At 67.3% G+C, this 18,363-nt stretch carries 15 protein-coding genes, 1 pseudogene and 1 riboswitch; of the genes and pseudogenes, 5 read left to right on the top strand and 11 right to left on the bottom strand.

From position 1 onward, the window contains the following. Nucleotides 1–318: 318 nt before the first annotated feature. The 4 genes from O0J73_RS05635 to O0J73_RS05620 all read right to left on the bottom strand — a co-directional run bounded on the left by O0J73_RS05635 (nt 319) and on the right by O0J73_RS05620 (nt 5,744). Nucleotides 319–2,292 (bottom strand): AsmA family protein, encoded by a 1,974-nt coding sequence (locus tag O0J73_RS05635; protein ID WP_308308195.1) that lies wholly within the window; start codon nt 2,290–2,292, stop codon nt 319–321. 83 nt (nt 2,293–2,375) lie between these two features. Further along, complete coding sequence (locus O0J73_RS05630) at nt 2,376–3,014, bottom strand: hemolysin III family protein (RefSeq protein ID WP_005418403.1); 639 nt, start codon at nt 3,012–3,014, stop codon at nt 2,376–2,378. A 174-nt stretch (nt 3,015–3,188) separates the two neighbouring features. Further along, a complete protein-coding gene (locus O0J73_RS05625; RefSeq protein ID WP_006464054.1) occupies nt 3,189–4,793 on the bottom strand; it encodes a peptide chain release factor 3 in 1,605 nt (534 codons plus the stop codon). Between the two features lie 66 nt (nt 4,794–4,859). Next, the gene (locus O0J73_RS05620; RefSeq protein WP_308308194.1) at nt 4,860–5,744 is read right to left on the bottom strand and encodes a M23 family metallopeptidase; all 885 of its coding nucleotides are present in this window, start codon (nt 5,742–5,744) and stop codon (nt 4,860–4,862) included. A 149-nt stretch (nt 5,745–5,893) separates the two neighbouring features. Beyond that, a riboswitch (SAM riboswitch) is annotated at nt 5,894–6,012 on the top strand. A 77-nt stretch (nt 6,013–6,089) separates the two neighbouring features. Here O0J73_RS05620 and O0J73_RS05615 point away from each other — a divergent pair. From O0J73_RS05615 to O0J73_RS05605, 3 genes are read left to right on the top strand one after another with little or no spacing between them, the layout of a single operon-like run. Continuing rightward, nucleotides 6,090–7,121: a homoserine O-succinyltransferase gene (locus O0J73_RS05615; protein WP_197564538.1), complete on the top strand. Its 1,032-nt coding sequence runs from the start codon at nt 6,090–6,092 to the stop codon at nt 7,119–7,121. Continuing rightward, nucleotides 7,118–8,353, top strand: coding sequence for an O-succinylhomoserine (thiol)-lyase (locus tag O0J73_RS05610; RefSeq protein WP_308308193.1), 1,236 nt, complete (start codon nt 7,118–7,120; stop codon nt 8,351–8,353). The genes O0J73_RS05615 and O0J73_RS05610 overlap by 4 nt, the downstream gene beginning before the upstream one ends. Next, nucleotides 8,350–9,417, top strand: coding sequence for a homoserine dehydrogenase (locus tag O0J73_RS05605; RefSeq protein WP_308308192.1), 1,068 nt, complete (start codon nt 8,350–8,352; stop codon nt 9,415–9,417). The genes O0J73_RS05610 and O0J73_RS05605 overlap by 4 nt, the downstream gene beginning before the upstream one ends. A gap of 32 nt (nt 9,418–9,449) precedes the next feature. Here the strand turns inward: O0J73_RS05605 and O0J73_RS05600 are convergent, their stop codons facing one another. Both O0J73_RS05600 and O0J73_RS05595 read right to left on the bottom strand, forming a co-directional pair. Further along, nucleotides 9,450–10,445 (bottom strand): alpha/beta fold hydrolase, encoded by a 996-nt coding sequence (locus O0J73_RS05600; RefSeq protein ID WP_197564539.1) that lies wholly within the window; start codon nt 10,443–10,445, stop codon nt 9,450–9,452. A 78-nt stretch (nt 10,446–10,523) separates the two neighbouring features. Continuing rightward, on the bottom strand, nt 10,524–11,906 hold the full coding sequence (locus O0J73_RS05595) for an L-serine ammonia-lyase (protein ID WP_006464040.1): 1,383 nt from the start codon (nt 11,904–11,906) through the stop codon (nt 10,524–10,526). Nucleotides 11,907–12,005: 99 nt separating this feature from the next. On the opposite strand from O0J73_RS05595, the pseudogene O0J73_RS05590 reads away from it, so the two are divergent. After that, nucleotides 12,006–12,224 (top strand): annotated as a pseudogene (locus tag O0J73_RS05590) (glutaredoxin family protein); the annotation flags it as partial. A 68-nt stretch (nt 12,225–12,292) separates the two neighbouring features. On the opposite strand, the gene O0J73_RS05585 reads toward O0J73_RS05590, so the two are convergent. Continuing rightward, entirely contained in the window at nt 12,293–12,517 is a 225-nt protein-coding gene (locus O0J73_RS05585; protein WP_005410613.1) for a CstA-like transporter-associated (seleno)protein, read from the bottom strand. Further along, complete coding sequence (locus O0J73_RS05580; RefSeq protein WP_006462520.1) at nt 12,517–14,598, bottom strand: carbon starvation CstA family protein; 2,082 nt, start codon at nt 14,596–14,598, stop codon at nt 12,517–12,519. Before O0J73_RS05580 ends, O0J73_RS05585 begins: the two co-directional genes overlap by 1 nt. Before the next feature lie 215 nt (nt 14,599–14,813). Here O0J73_RS05580 and O0J73_RS05575 point away from each other — a divergent pair, with 215 nt between their 5' ends. Then, complete coding sequence (locus O0J73_RS05575) at nt 14,814–15,665, top strand: pirin family protein (RefSeq protein ID WP_308308191.1); 852 nt, start codon at nt 14,814–14,816, stop codon at nt 15,663–15,665. A 128-nt stretch (nt 15,666–15,793) separates the two neighbouring features. On the opposite strand, the gene O0J73_RS05570 is transcribed toward O0J73_RS05575, so the two are convergent. From O0J73_RS05570 to O0J73_RS05560, 3 genes are all read right to left on the bottom strand, one after another. After that, entirely contained in the window at nt 15,794–16,252 is a 459-nt protein-coding gene (locus O0J73_RS05570; protein ID WP_008266318.1) for a hypothetical protein, read from the bottom strand. A 196-nt stretch (nt 16,253–16,448) separates the two neighbouring features. Beyond that, complete coding sequence (aqpZ, locus tag O0J73_RS05565; protein WP_006462519.1) at nt 16,449–17,168, bottom strand: aquaporin Z; 720 nt, start codon at nt 17,166–17,168, stop codon at nt 16,449–16,451. Between the two features lie 120 nt (nt 17,169–17,288). Then, nucleotides 17,289–18,152, bottom strand: a complete 864-nt coding sequence (locus O0J73_RS05560) for a pirin family protein (RefSeq protein ID WP_049457548.1) — start codon at nt 18,150–18,152, stop codon at nt 17,289–17,291. Nucleotides 18,153–18,363 lie beyond the last annotated feature (211 nt).

The raw sequence follows: 18,363 nt of genomic DNA, 5'->3' as shown, positions 1-18,363 counted from the left end.
CGGTCCTGCCCAGCCGCACCCTCCGCCTCTGGGCACGTTCCCGCGAGCGCGGTGCGTTTCAGTGCCGATCTCCCGCTCCTGGTAGATGCCAACCTTGGTTGGCATTGGCTTTTGATTCTGCTCATTCTTTTGACTTTGAACTTCGCTCTCGTTCCGCGCGCGCAGGAAACTGTGCGGAGCCGGAGCAAGGCGGCAGGTAGGACCGTGAGGCGCATGGATGCGCCGACCGAGCCTACAGGGAGGTATTTACGGCGTGTCCTGCCTGTCGCCTTGCTCCGGCTCTACGCGCGGAAAAACGAGGCGCCGCGAACAAACGCTCTACTTCGCATACTGCCCGCCACAATTGGCATCCTTGCCCGGCCCCAGTTCGATGGTCGCCAGCAGCGCCGCCGGCGGGGCGATGCTGCCCAGCGCCAGGGCCACCGCGCCACGAATGCCAAGCGCCTTGAAGTCCGGCCGGAACGAGGGGTCCTTGAACGTGCCACTGATGTGCAGTGGAGAGCGCAGCACCAGGATGCTCTTGTCCTTCGGACGCGGCTTCAGCAGCAGGTCGAGGGTCTCATCGCGCAGGCTGACCGTGCCTTCGCCAATGATGATCGTGTCGGTGGTATCCACCGCCAGCGCCTGGCTGGTCATCAGGCCGTCGCGCACGCCGAAGTCGGCGAAGGCGCAGCGCAGGGGAATCTGCTTGTCACCGGTCACCAGGAACTTCAACGACTCGGTGACATCCAGCCCGGCCAGTTCCATCACCAGGTTGCCGACATGGCCGCGACCCATCGCCAGGCCGACCTTGCCGCTGCTGCTGCCCAGCATCGCGGCGATCGAGTTGCCACGGCCGCTCAGGTCGACTTCGCCGCCGATGCCGCCCTTGGCCTGCTCGGCCAGTTTTGCATCCGGGAACAGCTGGCCCAGCTGCACACCGCGCACGCTGGCTTTCAGTGCAGTGCTGATCTGCGCCTGCCGCGCGTCCATGCGGATCGTACTGCGGATATCGCCGCCGGCCACGCCGAAGTTCAGCGGGTCCAACCGCAGTACGCCGTCATCCAGCAGCAGGTGCGCATCCATGTCGTCCAGCGGCAACGACGGCGCGTTGATGCGGTGGGCCTTCCAGCGCACATCGGCATCCATCGCGCGCAGCTTGCCGAGGTTGTACGGGGTGTCGGGCAGTACCCGGGCACGCGCGGCGATGCGCGCGGCCTCGGCCTTCTGCTCGGCGTTCGCGGTCTCGCCGCTGCCGGTCTTCGGTGGTGCACCGACGAAGCCGGCCATATCGTCGAAGTCCAGTCGCCTGGATTCCAGCGTGGCGGTCAGCCGCGGGCGTGCGCCGCCGACGTCGAACTGCAGGTTGCCACCAAGATCGCTGTCGCCGACCTTGCCGGTGAACTGCTTGTAGCGCCAGGTGTCGTGGTCGCGCTTGAGGCGGCCATTCAACGCGTACGGCGGCGAGGACGGAATGGCGATGCCGAGCAGCGGGTACAGGTCGGCCAGATCCTGACCACTCAGTGCGAACTGCAGGTCGAACACGCGCAGCTGGAACGGATTGGTAAGTGTGCCGTTGGCCACCGCGTGGGTTGCCCCGGCGCGGCCATCGAGGTGGATGCGGAACGGGTGGTCGCTGTCGGTCAGCTGCAGCGGTGATTCAGTGCCGCCGCGCAGGGTGAACGGGTTGCCCTGCCAGCGGCCCTTGCCCTGCACCAGCAGCGGCGGTGCGGCATCGGCCTGTTTCGGCTGGCCGCTGCGCACATCCAGGCGGATGTCGGTGCGGCCGAGTGCATCGAGGAACTGCAGGCGGCCGTCGTCGATGCGCAGGCGCTTGAGCTGGAGGCCTGGCCCGCCAGCGCTGTCACCGAGGAAATCCCAGTTGCCCGGCTCGCCCTTGCGCGCGGCCGTTTCCAGCAGGACGTCCGGCCGGGTCAGGCGCACTTCGGGTAGCTGCACGCTGCCACGCAGCAGCGGCCACACCCGCACGTCGATCTCGACGCGGTCGGCGCTGGCCATGTCCGGTTGCTTCGCCCAGCTGGCATTGGCGAAGGTGATCGCGTCGGCGCGGATCGTGCTGGTGCGGCCGAGATCCACATTCAGCTGGCCGATGTGCAGTGCCCGGCCGGTGCGCGCCTGCACGGCGCGTTCGACCGGCCCCTTGAACCAGTTCCAGTCCCACAGTGCGATCAGCAGCAGGACCGCCGCCAGCAGGAAGATCAGGACCGTCAGCCAGCGCCGGCCGCGCGGGCCGGGTCGGCGGAGGCGCCAGCGGGAGGTGCGCGATGTGGCGGGGGAGGCGGCAGCATTCACGCTGCCATGGTTGCCCCCTCATCGTGGACAGGGCGCGAAGCACCCATGTGCGCGGTGTGCACAACCCGCGCGCGGGCCCTGTCTTACAACACCTGCATGGTGACCGCGACGAAGTGGCAGACGCTGCCGCCGATCACGAACAGGTGCCAGATCGCATGCGAATAGGGGATCGATTCGCGGTGGTAGAAGTAGGTGCCCAGGGTGTATGACAGGCCACCGGCCAGCAGCCAGCCCAGCGTCCAGCCGTCGATCGAGGCCAGCATCGGCTTGACCGCCACGATCACCAGCCAGCCCATGGCCACGTAGATGGCGGTGGACAGGCGCTTGAAGCGGCCGGTGTAGAACAGCTTGAACACCACGCCGGCCAGGGCCAGGGTCCAGATCGCCGCGAACAGCCCCCAGCCCCACGGGCCGCGCAGGCCGATCAGGGTGAACGGGGTGTAGGTGCCGGCGATCAGGACGTAGATCGCGCAGTGGTCGAACACCTTCAGGCGACCCTTGGCGACCGGGTGCTGGATGGCGTGATAGAGGGTGGAAGCCGTATACAGCAGCAGCAGCGCGATGCCGAACACGATGGCGCCGGCCAGCTGCCAGCCGTCACTGTAGATGGCGGCCAGGGTGATCAGTACCGCGCCCGCGCCGAGGGCGAGCACGGCGCCCAGGCCGTGGGTCAGGGCGCTGGCGATTTCTTCGCGGATCGAAGCAACGGAAGTCGTGGACATGGCGTGGGCATCGTTCGCGGGGAGGGGGACCCGCACCCCTCTATCATCGCCGCGATGGGCGGCGCATGCACGCCCATCACCGTATGGTCGGTGAATCCCCGCGTTGCGCAGATGCGCCCGCGATCAGTAGATCCACGCCATGCGTGGATGAACCGCCGCGGGCCTCCTTGCGGTTCAGCCGGCCGACACCGTATGCGCCGCTTCGCGGGTGGCCGAGAAGCGCACATCCGGAGAACGTTCCTGCGCCAGCTGCAGGTTGACCCGGGTCGGAGCCAGGTAGACCAGGTGGCCGGCCGCGTCCAGGGCCAGGTTCAGCGCGTTCTTCTCGCGGAACTCTTCCAGCTTCTTCTCGTTGCTGCAGTGGACCCAACGCGCGGTGGTCACGCTGACCTGCTCGAACGTGGCTTCCACGCCGTACTCGTCCTTCAGGCGATAGGCGGCCACGTCGAACTGCAGCACGCCGACCGCACCCAGGATCAGGTCGTTGCTGGTGAGCGGGCGGAAGAACTGGGTGGCCCCTTCTTCGGACAGCTGGGCCAGGCCCTTCTGCAGCTGCTTGAGCTTGAGCGGATCGCGCAGGCGGGCACGGCGGAACAGTTCCGGGGCGAAGTTGGGAATGCCGGTGAAGGTGACCGCTTCGCCCTCGGTGAACGTATCGCCGATGGAGATGGTGCCGTGGTTGTGGATGCCGATCACATCGCCCGGCCAGGCTTCAGCGGCGATCTCGCGGTCGCTGGCCATGAAGGTGAGCGCGTTGGCCAGCTTCATCTCCTTGCCCGTACGCACGTGGAAGGTCTTCATGCCGGCGCTGAAACGGCCGGAGCAGACGCGCATGAACGCCACGCGGTCACGGTGCTGCGGGTCCATGTTGGCCTGGATCTTGAACACGAAGCCGGTCAGCTTGTTTTCTTCCGGTGCGATGATCCGGCCGGTAGTGGTGCGCGCCTGCGGCGGCGGGGCGTGCTCGACGAAGAAGTCCAGCAGCGGCTGCACGCCGAAGTTGTTCACGCCCGAACCGAAGAACACCGGGGTCTGCTTGCCGGCGCGGTAGGCGTCCAGGTCGAAGGGGTGGCTGGCGCCCTGCACCAGTTCCAGTTCGTCGCGCAGGTCGGCCAGCATCTGCGCACCGATCTTCTCGGCCAGGCCGGGGGCATCGATGGACGGGAAGATGGTCGAGTCCTGGCGGGTGAAGTTGCGGCCGGGTTCGTACAGGTGCACTTCGCCGGTCAGCAGGTGCACCACGCCCTTCAGGCGCTGGCCCATGCCGATCGGCCAGGTCACCGGGGCGCACTGGATGCCGAGCACGGTTTCCACTTCATCCAGCAGCTCGATCGGGTCCTTGCCCTCGCGGTCGAGCTTGTTGATGAAGGTCATGATCGGGGTGTCGCGCAGGCGGCACACTTCCATCAGCTTGATGGTGCGCTCTTCCACGCCCTTGGCCACGTCGATCACCATCAGCGCCGAGTCCACCGCGGTCAGCACGCGGTAGGTGTCCTCGCCGAAGTCGGCGTGGCCGGGGGTGTCGAGCAGGTTGACGATCTTGCCTTCGTACGGGAACTGCATCACCGAGGAGGTCACGGAGATGCCGCGCTCCTTTTCCAGTGCCATCCAGTCGGAGGTGGCGTGGCGGGCGGCCTTGCGGCCCTTGACCGAACCGGCCATCTGGATCGCGCCTCCGAACAGCAGCAGCTTTTCGGTCAGCGTGGTCTTGCCGGCGTCAGGGTGGGAGATGATGGCGAAGGTGCGGCGACGCGACGCTTCGTTGGCGACTTCGGACATGGCAGTGGCGCCCGCCCGGGGCGCTTTTCAAAGAGATAAGCGCCCGATTATACCGGCCGGCGCCGGTCAGCGCCCGATGCCGCCTTCGGCCGCGGCCTGGCGGGCGAACTGCAGCTGGCCCTGCGCGGTGAAGATGCGCACCGGCACCGAGCGCAGGCCCATTCCGCGGTTGACCTGCACCACGAAGTGCAGGTGCGGGGCACTGCTGTAACCAGTGTTGCCGGACAGGCCGATCGGCTGCCCGGCCTGCACCGCCTGGCCACGACGCACGCGCATGCCACCGGCCTGCAGGTGGCCATACAGGGCCATGCTGCCGTCGCTGTGCAGCACGCGGATGAAATTGGCGCGGGCAGCATCGCGTTCGCGGTCCTGCCCGTTGCCACGGAAGCCATCCTGGATCTGCATCACCGTACCCTCGCGCGCGGCCAGCACGACGGTGCCCTCCGGTAGTGCGAAGTCGACCGCCTCGCGGTTCTCCTCGTCATCGTGGCTGAACCGGCCCTGCGGCGCTTGGTCCACGCGCAGGCGGGCGGTCTCGAAGGGCAGGCGATAGGCGACGTCTTCTGCCTGTGCGGACGGATTGCCTGGCACCGACCGCAGGCGCAGGTCGAGCGCCCGGCCATCGACCGGCGCGGGCAGATGGCCGACCACCAGGCTGCTGTCACCCTGCAGCAGTGATTCGACCGGGAGGCCTTCGACCGGGTGTCCCGGCGCCGCGCGCAGTTCGATCTGCAACGGCCCCGCCAGCCCGTTGTCGATCCGCGCCTGCCATTGTTCGCCGACCGGCTGCAGGCGCAGTCGAGCCATCGGCGTGGCATCCCGGGCAGATTCCCCAGCGGTGGCAGGGGCGGCCTTGGGCACCAGCCCCCAGCCCTGGCGCCAGTCGCCTGCATGGGCCGTCGCGCTCGCCAGCAGGCACAGCAGCAGGCAGGTCAGGGGCACGCGTGGCATCCGTGGTTCCGGGGGAGAGGGGCCGCCGGGACTGTACCCGATCCTGAACGGGACGACCGGGACGGCCTCCTCAGAGTTCGCCTGCAAATATCCATCGCTTTATCCGAATGAAGGGATTGACAGTGTCGGAAAGGGCTGGCATCGTTGCTTCACCATCGAGACCGGCAGAGGGACAGGCCCTTTGAAGCCGGGGCAGCCCGCAGGCGCGCAAGCGACTGCGTAGGTGCCAAATCCTGCGGGGACCGTGGCGTCCACCGAAAGATGGTTCGAACCATGCACCCCACGTGCATCTCGAACGCGGGCCCCGCGAAGGCTCGATGGCCGATTCCCCAACCGGATCCCGCCATGAGCTTCGCCGCCAGTACCGCGCTTCGCCCCGAACCCTTTGTCCCCGTCAGCGTGCCGGTCGATGACCGCGTGCATGCCGAGCGCGGTGAGTTCGCCGCGGTGCTGTCGATGCGCCACGCCGGCCCCAGCCCGGTGCGCCTGCGCTATGAGTGGGTCGGCCCGGCGAATGCGCCGGTGGTGGTGCTGGCCGGTGGCATTTCCGCCCACCGCCATGTGGCGTCCAACCCGCAGTTCAGCGAGAAGGGCTGGGCCGAAGACCTGGTCGGTAGTGGCCGCGCGCTGGACCCACAGCAGCTGCGCGTGCTGGCCTTCGACTTCATCGGGGCCGACGGTGCGCTGGACGTTCCGATCGATACCGCCGACCAGGCCGATGCGCTGGCGCTGCTGCTGGATCATCTGGGCATCCGCGCGCTGAAAGCGTTCGTCGGCTATTCGTATGGCGCGCTGGTGGGCCAGCAGTTCGCGATCCGCCATCGTGCCCGCGTGCGCCAGCTGGTGCTGGCCAGCGGCGCACATCGCCCGCACCCGTATGCCGCGGCCTGGCGCGCACTGCAGCGCCGCGCCGTCGCGCTCGGCCAGCTGCAGTGCGGCGAAGATCACGGGCTGGCACTGGCCCGCCAGTTCGCCATGCTCAGCTACCGCACCCCGGAAGAATTCGGCGAGCGCTTCGATGCGGCGCCGGAAGTGATCAATGGCCGCGTGCGCGTGGCAGCCGAAGACTATCTCGACGCCGCCGGGGCGCAGTACGTCGCGCGCACGCCGGTGACCGCCTACCTGCGCCTGTCCGAGTCGATCGACCTGCACCGCGTGGACCCTGCCGCGATCCTGCCGCCGACCGTGGTGGTGGCTGTGGAGGGCGATCGCCTGGTGCCGCTGGCTGACCTGGTCGGCCTGGTCGAAGGACTGGGCCCGCGCGGCAGCCTGCGCGTGCTGCGCTCGCCCTATGGCCACGACGCCTTCCTCAAAGAAACCGATCGCATCGACGCGATCCTCGCCACCGCCTTCCGTACCTCTGGAGAGTCCGCATGAGCCTGCACGCCAACGAGCCGTCCTGTAGCCGTACCACTGCCGCTGTCCGTGCCGGCATCGATCGTGATACCGCGCATGGTGCGGTCACTCCGCCGATCGTGCTGTCGTCGAATTTCAGCTTTGAAGGCTTCGGCAACAAGCGCCAGTACGACTACACGCGCAGTGGCAACCCGACCCGTGACCTGCTGGGTGAAGCGCTTGCGGATCTGGAGGGCGGCGCCGGTGGGGTCGTCACCGCCACCGGCATGGGCGCGATCAATCTGGTGCTGAACGCGCTGCTGCAGCCGGGCGACACGCTGGTGGTGCCGCACGATGCCTACGGCGGCAGCTGGCGGCTGTTCAACGCGCTGGCGAAGAAGGGCCACTTCGAACTGGTCACCGCCGACCTGACCGATCCGCGCGCGTTGGCACAGGCGCTGGCCACCCAGCCGAAGCTGGTGCTGGTGGAAACCCCGTCCAACCCGCTGTTGCGCATCACCGACCTGCGCTTCGTCATCGATGCCGCGCACAAGGCCGGCGCCCTGGTCGTGGTCGACAACACCTTCCTGTCGCCGGCCCTGCAGCAGCCGCTGTCGTTTGGCGCGGACCTGGTGCTGCATTCCACCACCAAGTACATCAACGGCCACAGCGACGTGGTCGGTGGCGCAGTGGTTGCGCGCGATCCGGCACTGCACGAGCAGCTGGTGTGGTGGGGCAATGCGCTGGGCCTGACCGGCTCGCCGTTCGATGCGTTCCTGACCCTGCGCGGCCTGCGCACGCTGGATGCACGCCTGCGCGTGCACCAGGAAAACACCGCCTCGATCGTTGCCCTGCTGGACCAGCATCCGGCGGTCGGCGCGGTGTACTACCCGGGCCTGGCCGATCACCCGGGCCATGCCATCGCCGCACGCCAGCAGGAGGGCTTCGGCGCGATGCTGTCGTTCGAGCTGGCGCACTGTGCCGGCGACGATCCGCACGCGGCGGTGCGCGCGTTCGTTGATGGCCTGCGTTGTTTCACCCTGGCCGAATCGCTGGGCGGCGTCGAAAGCCTGATCGCGCATCCGGCGACCATGACCCATGCGGCGATGACCGCCGAAGCGCGTGCGGCGGCCGGGATCAGCGAAGGGCTGCTGCGCCTGTCGGTGGGCATCGAGGCCGAGCGTGACCTGCTGGCCGATCTCGGCGCCGCGCTGCAGCGCGCCGAAGCGGTGATCGATGCCGCTGCACGCCGCAAGCAGGTGGTGGACGCATGAGCGCACTGGCCGCTGACATTCCTGCGCTGGGCGCGGGACGCCTGGCGCTGCTCGGCACCGGCACGGTCGGTTCGGCGTTCGTGCTGCGCTACCAGGTGCTGCAGGCACGCGGGCTGGAACTGCCCAGCGTGCAGTGGCTGGCCAATTCGCGCACTGCGCTGGAGATCGATCGCGACCTGGCGTTGCCGCTGGAACTTGCACGGCGAGCACCGCGCGATGGCCAGAGTTCGCCGCCGTGGGCGAGTGCGGAAGGGCTGGAGCGTGGTGACGTAGTGGTTGACGCAACCGCCAGTGAAGACGTGGCCGCACGGCACGTGCAGTGGCTGGCGCGCGGTGTGCACGTGGTGACCGCCAACAAGCTGGGGCGAGGCGCGCAGCTGGCGCGCGCGCAGGCGATTGCCGAAAGCTGCGCCGACAGTGGCGCACGCTACGGCGACAGCGCCACCGTGGGGGCAGGCCTGCCCCTGCTGAGCAGCCTGCGCGCGCTGGTGGCCGGCGGTGACCATATCCATGCCATCGAGGGCGTCCTGTCCGGATCGCTGGCATGGTTGTTCCATCGCTATGACGGCCAGTCACCGTTCTCGGCCGCAGTGCGCGAAGCACTGGCGGCTGGCTACACCGAGCCGGATCCGCGGCTGGACCTGTCCGGCGAGGATGTACGCCGCAAGCTGCTGATCCTGGCCCGCAGCAGCGGGTTGGCGCTGGATGCGTCGCAGGTGCAGGTGGACTCGCTGGTGCCTGAAGCGCTCGCCGCGTTGCCGCTGGAAGATGCAGTGGCCGCGCTGGAACAGCTGGATGCGCCGCTGCAGGCACGCTGGCAGCAGGCGCGCGACAATGGGCGCGTGCTGCGTTTTGTCGGTCGCGTCGATGGCCAGGGTGCGCAGGTGGGCCTGCGCGAGCTGCCTGCCGATCATCCATTGGCGCAGGGCGCGGGCACCGACAACCGCGTGGCCATCCATAGCGATCGCTATCAGCGCCAGCCGTTGTTGATCCAGGGACCGGGCGCGGGCGCGGAAGTCACCGCCGCCGCGTTGCTGGATGACGTGCTGCGCATCGTGCGGTAAGGGATCGCCGGGCATCGCCCGGCGCGCCCCCCTCAGCGCGACTTCAACGCCTTCAACAACGCGGCGTTGAACTGTTTCGGATCCTGCACCTGCGGCGAATGGCCCAGCCCGGCGAACTCGACCAGCGTTGCGCCGGGAATCGCCGCCGCCGCGGCCTTGCCCAGCACCGGGTAGTTGCCCAGCGTGGCCTTCAGCCCAGGTGATGCGCGGTCGCGGCCGATCGCCGTGCGGTCCTTCTGGCCGATGAACAGGGTGGTCGGCACCTGCAGGTGCTTCAGTTCGTAGACCACCGGCTGGTTGAACACCATGTCCGAGGCCAGCGCCTGGCTCCAGGCAACGGCCTGCTTGCCCGGCCCTTCGTACATGCCCGACTGCATCCTTGCCCACGGCTCGTAATCGGGTTTCCACTGGCCATCGTAATAGACGTCCAACTGGTAGCGCCGGATGCTGTCGTAGCTGGTTTTCAGCTCGCCTGCATACCACTCGTCGACGCTGCGCCACGGCACGCCCAGCGCCTTCCAGTCTTCCAGCCCGATCGGGTTGACCAGCGACAGGCTGCGCAGGTCCTGCGGGTACATCAGCGCATAGCGCACCGCGAGCATGCCGCCCATCGAATGGCCGACCAGGTGCACCGGCGCATCACCCAGCTGCAGCTGCTGCAGCAGAGCGTGGGTGTTGGCGGCGAGCTGCGCGAATGTGTACTGGTAGCGCTCGGGCTTGCTGGATTTGCAGAAACCCACCTGGTCCGGTGCGATCACCCGGTAGCCCGCGGCCAGCAGCGGGGCGATGGTCTGCTGCCAGGTGGCTGCGCAGAAGTTCTTGCCGTGCAGCAACACCACCACCCCGATGGCCCGTCGTTTGGGCAGGACATCCAGGTAGGCCATTTCCAGCGGCTGCTGCTGCGATTCCAGCGCGAAGGTCTTCACCGGATAGCCGTAGTCGAAACCTTCCAGCCGCGGACCATAGGTCGGCGCGGCCAGGGCGGACATCGGCAGGCAGGCGAGCAGGGCGGCAGCGAGCAGGCGCATGGCGTTCTCGGGGGCGACGGAGCCCCCAGCGTAATGCATCCGGTCATGCGAAGCCGAGCATGGGCCCGGCTCTACACCTCAACACTCGATGACGTTCACCGCCAGGCCACCGCGGCTGGTTTCCTTGTACTTGTCCTGCATGTCGCGGCCGGTATCGCGCATGGTCTTGATGACCTTGTCCAGCGACACCTTGTGCTTGCCGTCGCCACGCATGGCCATGCGCGAGGCGTTGATTGCCTTCACCGCGCCCATCGCGTTGCGCTCGATGCACGGAATCTGCACCAGGCCGCCGATCGGATCGCAGGTCAGGCCTAGATTGTGTTCCATGCCGATTTCCGCGGCGTTCTCGATCTGGCTCGGGTTACCGCCCAGCGCCGCGACCAGGCCGCCGGCCGCCATCGAGCAGGCCACGCCCACTTCGCCCTGGCAGCCCACTTCGGCACCGGAAATCGAGGCGTTCTCCTTGTACAGGATGCCAATCGCCGCCGAGGTCAGCAGGAAGTCGAACACGCGCTGCTCGTTGGCGCCGGGGCAGAAGCGGTCGAAGTAGTGCAGCACTGCAGGCAGCACGCCGGCGGCACCGTTGGTCGGCGCGGTGACCACACGGCCACCGGCGGCGTTTTCCTCATTCACTGCCAGCGCGTACAGATTGACCCAGTCCAGCGTGGTCAGCGGGTCGCGCATTGCTGCTTCCGGCTTCGACGACAGTTCGCGGTACAGCGCCGGTGCGCGACGGCCCACCTTCAGGCCACCCGGCAGCACGCCTTCCTCACGGATGCCGCGCGTCACGCACGACTGCATCGCGCTCCAGATCTCGCGCAGCTGGGCGCGGATCTCGTCCTCGCTGCGCCAGCACTTCTCGTTCTCGAACATCAGCTGGGCGATGCTCAGGCCGCTGCGCGCGGTCTGCGCCAGCAGCTCGTCGCCGCTCTTGAACGGGTAGGGCAGCGGCGTCTCGTCGGGCACGATGCGGTCATCGGCCGCGTCGTCCTGGTTGACCACGAAACCGCCGCCAACGGAGTAGTAGTCGCGGGTGGCGATCACTTCGTCGTCGGCGTTGTACGCAGTGAAGCGCATGCCGTTGGTGTGGTACGGAAGCTTCTGGCGCTTGTTCATGCCGAGGTCGCGCTTCTCGTCGAAGGCGATCTCGTGCTGGCCCATCAGCTGGATGCGCTTGCTGCTGCGGATGCGCTCCAGGGTGGCCGGAATGATGTCCGGGTCGATCAGGTTCGGCCGCTGGCCTTCCAGGCCGAGCAGGATCGCCTTGTCGGTGCCATGGCCACGGCCGGTCAGCGCCAGTGAGCCATAGACATCGGCGCGGATGCGTGCGACCTCGTGCAGGCGGCCCGGATCGAGCAGCCAGCGATGGATGAATCGCTCGGCGGCCTTCATCGGCCCGACGGTGTGCGAGGAACTCGGACCAATGCCGATCTTGAAAACGTCGAACGTGCTGACAGCCATGGATGCCAAACTGCGGGTACCGGACAAGCCGCTATTCTAGCGGCTTGCCGGGCCATCCGATGGCTGCGGCGCAGCATTTCCGGCACGGGAGCCGAACCGGTGTTGACCCTGATCCAGCGTGACGATTGCCACCTGTGCGACCTGGCCCTGGCCGAACTGGCCAAGGCGCGGGCACCGGAGTTCGAGTCGGTGTTCCTGGACGACCAGCCTGCGCTGGAGACGCGCTATGGCGCGCGGGTACCGGTGCTGCGCGACGAGGCGGGGCAGCGCGAGCTGGACTGGCCGTTCGATGCGGCCACCGTGCAGGCCTGGCTGGCCGAAGGCGGTCAGGTAGTGGGGGGGGGGCGGGGGGGGGGGGGGGCACCCCCCGCCACCCACACACAACTTCAACAGCAGCGACCGCCATTGCGGCCGCCATATCGCGCTTCCTGCCGCTCACGGAAGAACGTCTTGTAGTCCATCGGTTCCTGGTCCGGATGCTTTTCCAGCATGTGCCGGACGTAGTTGTCGTAATCAGGAATGCCACAGCACAGCCGAGCGGTCTGCACCAGGCGCCGCCAGATGCGGCGGTGCGCCTGGTACTGGCCGGCGGGAACCAGTTGCGTGCTCATCACAGATCCACCATTTCATGCGGCTTCAGCGCCACGTACGGGGTCTCGCGGTCGCTGCGCTGCGGGTTGCGGCGCGCCGCCAGGATGGTCTTGATCGAATACACCAGCACCGCGCCCACGACCAGCAGGAACAGCGCGGTCAGCCCGGTGTTGACGTAGGCGTTGACCACGATCTGCTTCATCTGCGCCACCGACTTGGCCGGCGCGGTGATGGTGTCGCTGGCAAGCGCCGCCTGGAACTTGTGCGCCTGTGCCAGGAAGCCCTGCGCCGGATTGCTGTCGAAGATCTTGATGAAGCCGGCGTAGGTGGTGCAGATCAGCAGCCACACCGCCGGCACCGCAGTGACCCACGCGTAGCGGTCACGCTTCATCTTGAACAGCACCACCGTGCCCAGCATCAGCGCGATACCGGCCAGCATCTGGTTGGAGATGCCGAACAGCGGCCACAGCGTCTGGATGCCACCGAACGGATCGACCACGCCGGTGTACAGCAGGTAGCCCCACAGCGCCACGCAGCCGGCGGTGCCGATGATGTTGGCGGTCCACGACTCGGTCTTCTTCAACGCTGGCACGAAGTTGCCGAGCAGGTCCTGCAGCATGAAGCGCCCGGCACGGGTGCCGGCGTCCACTGCAGTCAGGATGAACAGCGCTTCGAACAGGATCGCGAAGTGGTACCAGAACGCCATCATTGCGTCGCTGCTGCTTGGAATCGCCTGATGCAGGATCTGTGCGATGCCCACTGCCAGTGTTGGCGCGCCACCGGCGCGGTGCAGGATGGTCGGCTCTCCGATTGCTGCTGCCGTGGCGGTCAGCTGTTCCGGGGTAATGGTGAAGCCCCAGGTATTGGTGATGTAGTGCGCGGCCGACGCCACATCCGGGCCGATCACCGCCGCCGGGCTGTTCATCGCGAAGTAGATGCCCGGATCGATGATCGAAGCCGCCACCAGTGCCATCACGGCCACGAACGATTCCATCAGCATGCCGCCGTAGCCGATGTAGCGCATGTGCGCTTCATTGGCCAGCAGTTTCGGCGTGGTGCCGGAGGAAATCAGGGCATGGAAGCCGGACACCGCACCGCAGGCGATGGTGATGAACAGGAACGGGAACATGCCGCCCTTCCACACCGGGCCGTCACCGCTGGCGGCGAACTGGGTCAGCGCCGGCATCTTCAGTTCCGGCATCACCACGAGGATGCCGATGGCCAGCGCGATGATCGTACCGATCTTGAGGAAGGTCGACAGGTAGTCACGCGGCGCCAGCAGCAGCCACACCGGCAGCACCGAGGCGACAAAGCCATAGCCGATCAGCATCCAGGTGATCTGGGTGCCGGTGAAGGTGAACGCCGGGCCCCAGGTCGGGTCGGCCGCGACCTTGCCGCCGAACCAGATCGCGGCCAGCAGCAGGATCAGGCCAACGATCGAGATCTCGCCGATCTTGCCGGGGCGGATGTAGCGCATGTACACGCCCATCAGGATCGCGATGGGCATCGTTGCGATCACCGTGAACATGCCCCAGGGGCTCTCGGCCAGTGCCTTGACCACCACCATCGCCAGCACGGCCAGGATGATGATCATGATCAGGAAGGCGCCGAACAGGGCGATGGTGCCGGGCACCTGGCCCATCTCCTCGCGCACCAGGTCACCCAGCGAACGTCCGTTGCGGCGGCTGGACAGGAACAGGACCATGAAGTCCTGCACCGCACCGGCCAGCACGACGCCCACCACCAGCCACAGCAGGCCGGGCAGGTAGCCCATCTGCGCGGCCAGCACCGGGCCGACCAGCGGGCCGGCGCCGGCGATGGCGGCGAAGTGGTGGCCGAACAGCACGTGCTTGTTGGTCGGCACGTAATCCAGGCCATCGTTGTTGATCACCGCCGGGGTGGCCCGGGTCGGATCGAGCTGCATCACCTTGTTGGCGATGAACAGGCTGTAGAAGCGATAGGCGACGAGGTACAGCGACACCGCCGCGACGACGATCCACAGGGCATTGATGTGTTCGCCGCGACGCAGCGCCACGGTGCCCAGACAGAACGCGCCGAGCAGGGCGAGTACCGCCCAGCCCAGTTTGGAAAACCCTTTCATGAGGTGCTCTCTCCCGGAAAGACAGACAAAGAGTCCTGCTTGCCCTCGACACGGTCAATTGGCACAGGACGAATCTGCGGTAGTACTTTGGTCGAACGAAGGGAATGCTGACGTGCAGCGAACATCAGCGATGGAACAATCGGTTGCGGAGCCGTCCATTGGCGTACGGCCGTGTGGCGTCCATCTTCAGGGGCATCCATCCAACAGGAGTCGCCATGAGCTTTCCCGAACCGGTTCGCGTACTGCGCACCATCCGTGGCATGCCCACCTCCGATGGTGCCGGCGTGCGCCTGACCCGCGTCATCGGCGGCCCGACGCTGCCCGACCTGGATCCGTTCCTGCTGCTCGATGAATTCGGCACCGACCGCGCCGAGGACTACATCGCAGGTTTCCCCGAGCATCCGCACCGTGGTTTCGAGACGGTGACCTACATGCTCGACGGGCGCATGCGGCATCGCGACAACCACGGCAACGAAGGCCTGCTGACCCCGGGCAGCGTGCAGTGGATGACGGCGGGGCGCGGCCTGGTGCATTCGGAGATGCCCGAACAGGAAAGCGGGCAGATGCGCGGTTTCCAGCTGTGGGTGAATCTGCCGGCGAAGGACAAGATGACCGACCCGAAGTACCAGGAGTTCGCGCCCGAGCGCATTCCGCGGGTGCAGCCGGCCGCCGGCGTGGAGGTGAAGGTGATTGCCGGCAGCGTCGACGGTACCCGCGGGCCGATCGTGCAGCCGGCCACCGATCCGCTCTACGTGGACATCACGCTGGCGCCCGATCGCGCCTGGACCTACGCACTGCCGGAAGGGCACAACGCGTTTGCCTATGTATTCGAAGGTGCGCTGACGGTAGGCGAGCAGGACGCCGCGCGTGACGTGGCGCGCCAGGAGCTGGCGGTGCTGGGCGGTGGCGAGCAGCTGCACATCTCGGCCGGCCGTGATGGCGCGCGGTTGATCCTGGTGGCCGGCCGTCCGCTGCGCGAGCCGGTGATGCGGCACGGCCCGTTCGTGATGAACACGCGGCAGGAGCTGATGCAGGCCTTCGTCGATTTCCAGGAAGGCAGGTTCTGAGGGGGAGCCGGCCGCTGGCCGGCCACTGCGTGAGGTCATGGCGGATCGGGGTGCCGGCCAGCGGCTGGCACTACCCGGTGATCGGGCCGCATTGCGGGGATGCTGCCAGGCAGTCATCCCCATCACGGTCAGCGCCCGGCGGCCACGGCCGACGGCGTCAGGCTCATGCCCTGCGCCAGCTGCTGCAGCGAGCCCAGTTCCTGCGGGCTGTCCGGATACAGCGAAATCTGCGCGTAACGCCCTTTGTCGAGCTTGACCACGCTGATCCGCCGCTCGGCATAGCCGGGTGGCTGCTGGCCGCCGAGGTCGGGCTGGTACCAGTAGAGTGATTCACCGCCGAAGCTGCCCTTTTCCTGGCGCAGCGAACGGTTCAGTGGAATGGACGGATCCCGTGCACTGAGCATCAGGCTCAGCACTTCGCGGCCGTCGCCGGTGCTGGCGCGGCAGACCAGGAAATCGGCCTGCGCCTGCTGCTGCCATTGCAGGCCGCTGCTGGCGGGCAGCGAAGGACATTCGGTGGGAGCCTGCGCGGCGGCCTGGGCCACGGCGAACAGCAGGCTCGACAACACTACAGGCGCGAACTTCATGCATCCCCCAAGGTGGTGTGTCGTTTGGCGCCGCCCGATGGATGGGGGCGTTGGCATCCCATCCCCGGATGCCACCCCGCCCGGCATGTGCACGGACGGTCAACTCAACCTTAACGGAACGTGAGCGATCGCACAAATTGCGGTTACAAGCGTAACCATTGCGGCCGATGGTCGGCCGCAATGGTCCGCACAGGTCTCAGCGGTCGTTGCCGATCCACTTGTAGATGATGCCGCCGATCGCGCCGCCCAGCAGCGGGGCGACCCAGAACAGCCACAGCTGGCTGACCGCACCGCTGCCGGCGAAGAACGCCACCGCAGTGGAGCGGGCCGGGTTCACCGAGGTGTTGGTCACCGGGATGCTGATCAGGTGGATCAGGGTCAGCGACAGGCCGATCGCCAGCGGCGCGAAGCCGGCCGGTGCCTTGCCATGGGTGGACCCCATGATCACGATCAGGAACACCGCAGTGAGCACCACTTCGCACAGGAAGGCGGCTGCCACGCTGTAGCCCCCGGGCGACAGCGCACCGTAGCCGTTGCTGGCAAATGCGCCGGCCTGGCTGCCATCAATGGCGAAGCCACTGGCACCGGAGGCGATCTGCAGCAGGATGAAGCCCGCCAGCAGGCCGCCAGCGACCTGGGCGATGATGTAGGGCACCAGGTCCTTGGTCGGGAAGCGGCCACCGGCCCACAGACCGACGCTGACCGCCGGATTGAAATGCGCGCCGGAGATGTGGCCGAACGCATAGGCGCCAGTCACCACGGTCAGGCCGAAGGCCAGCGCCACGCCGAGGAATCCGATACCCAGCGGATTGCCGTCACCGCCGAACTTGGCGGCCAGCACCGCGCTGCCGCAGCCACCCAGAACCAGCCAGAACGTGCCGAGGAACTCGGCGGACAAGCGTTTACCCATGCTCATGTGTTGCACTCCTTTGACGGTGAAAGTGTGATTTATGTCACATTTCAGTGATCAGCGGGTGACTGTGGCGTCAACGCCGGGTGCAGGGATACACCTTCGGATGTGTGCAACACGCGATGTTCAGTACTGCGGCAGCGGGATGAACTCCTTGTCGTCGCCGGGGATTGTGCCGAAGCGGCCGGCTTCCCAGTCGTGCTTGGCCTGCTCGATGCGTTCCTTCGAGCTGGACACGAAGTTCCACCACAGGTGGCGCGGGCCATCCAGCGGCTCACCGCCGAACAGCATCGCCTTCACCGGGGTTTTTGCGCGCAGGCGACCGACGGCGCCGGCCTCGGGAATGATCAGGTGCTGGGCGGGCACGTCCACGCCATCCAACTGCGCGTCGCCTTCGAGGATGTACAGCGCGCGCTCGCGATGGCCATTGTCGATATCGATCTCCGCATCCGGGTCGAGGTCGATCGCCACGTTGAGCGTGTCGGCGAACACCTTCACCGGCGATTCTTCGCCGTAGGCGCGGCCGGCGATGACCCGCAGCCAGACACCCTTGCGGCGCTGCTCGGGCAGGGTGGCAGCGGCGTGGTGGTAGAACGCCGGTTCAATCTCTTCATGCGACTTCGGCAATGCGACCCAGGTCTGCATGCCGTGGATCGGGTTGTCGTGATCACGGTCGGGCTGCGGTGTGCGTTCGGAATGGGCGATGCCGCGGCCGGCAGTCATCCAGTTCACGTCGCCCGGGCGGATCACCTGGTCCGAGCCCAGCGTGTCGCGGTGGCCGATGGCGCCCGACCACAGGTAGGTGACGGTGGCCAGGCCGATATGCGGGTGCGGGCGCACGTCGATGGCCGTACCGGGATGCATCAGTGCCGGGCCCATCTGGTCGACGAACACGAACGAACCGATGCTGCGTGCCTGCAGGGTCGGGACGGCGCGACGGACTTCGAGTCCGCCGATGTCGTGCACGCGCGGGGCGATGATGGTGGTCATGCGGGCGTTCTCGCTGGCAGGGATCAGGTGGTCAGCATCGCATGCAGCTGTGACGGGGGCATGCCCCGTATGGGTAACAGGTTGTTCCAGCCAACGGCGCAGCCCCTCGTGGCTGGACGCGCAATGCGTATCTCGTGTTTGGCCGGGCGGGTGGGTTGCGCAGGACACGCCGTAAACCCATCCATGGGGGCTCGATGGCGCCATCCATGGC

Origin of the sequence: Stenotrophomonas sp. Sm6012, assembly GCF_030985895.1 — a bacterium.
GTDB lineage: Bacteria > Pseudomonadota > Gammaproteobacteria > Xanthomonadales > Xanthomonadaceae > Stenotrophomonas > Stenotrophomonas forensis.
This window is presented reverse-complemented; position numbering and strand designations above follow the sequence as displayed.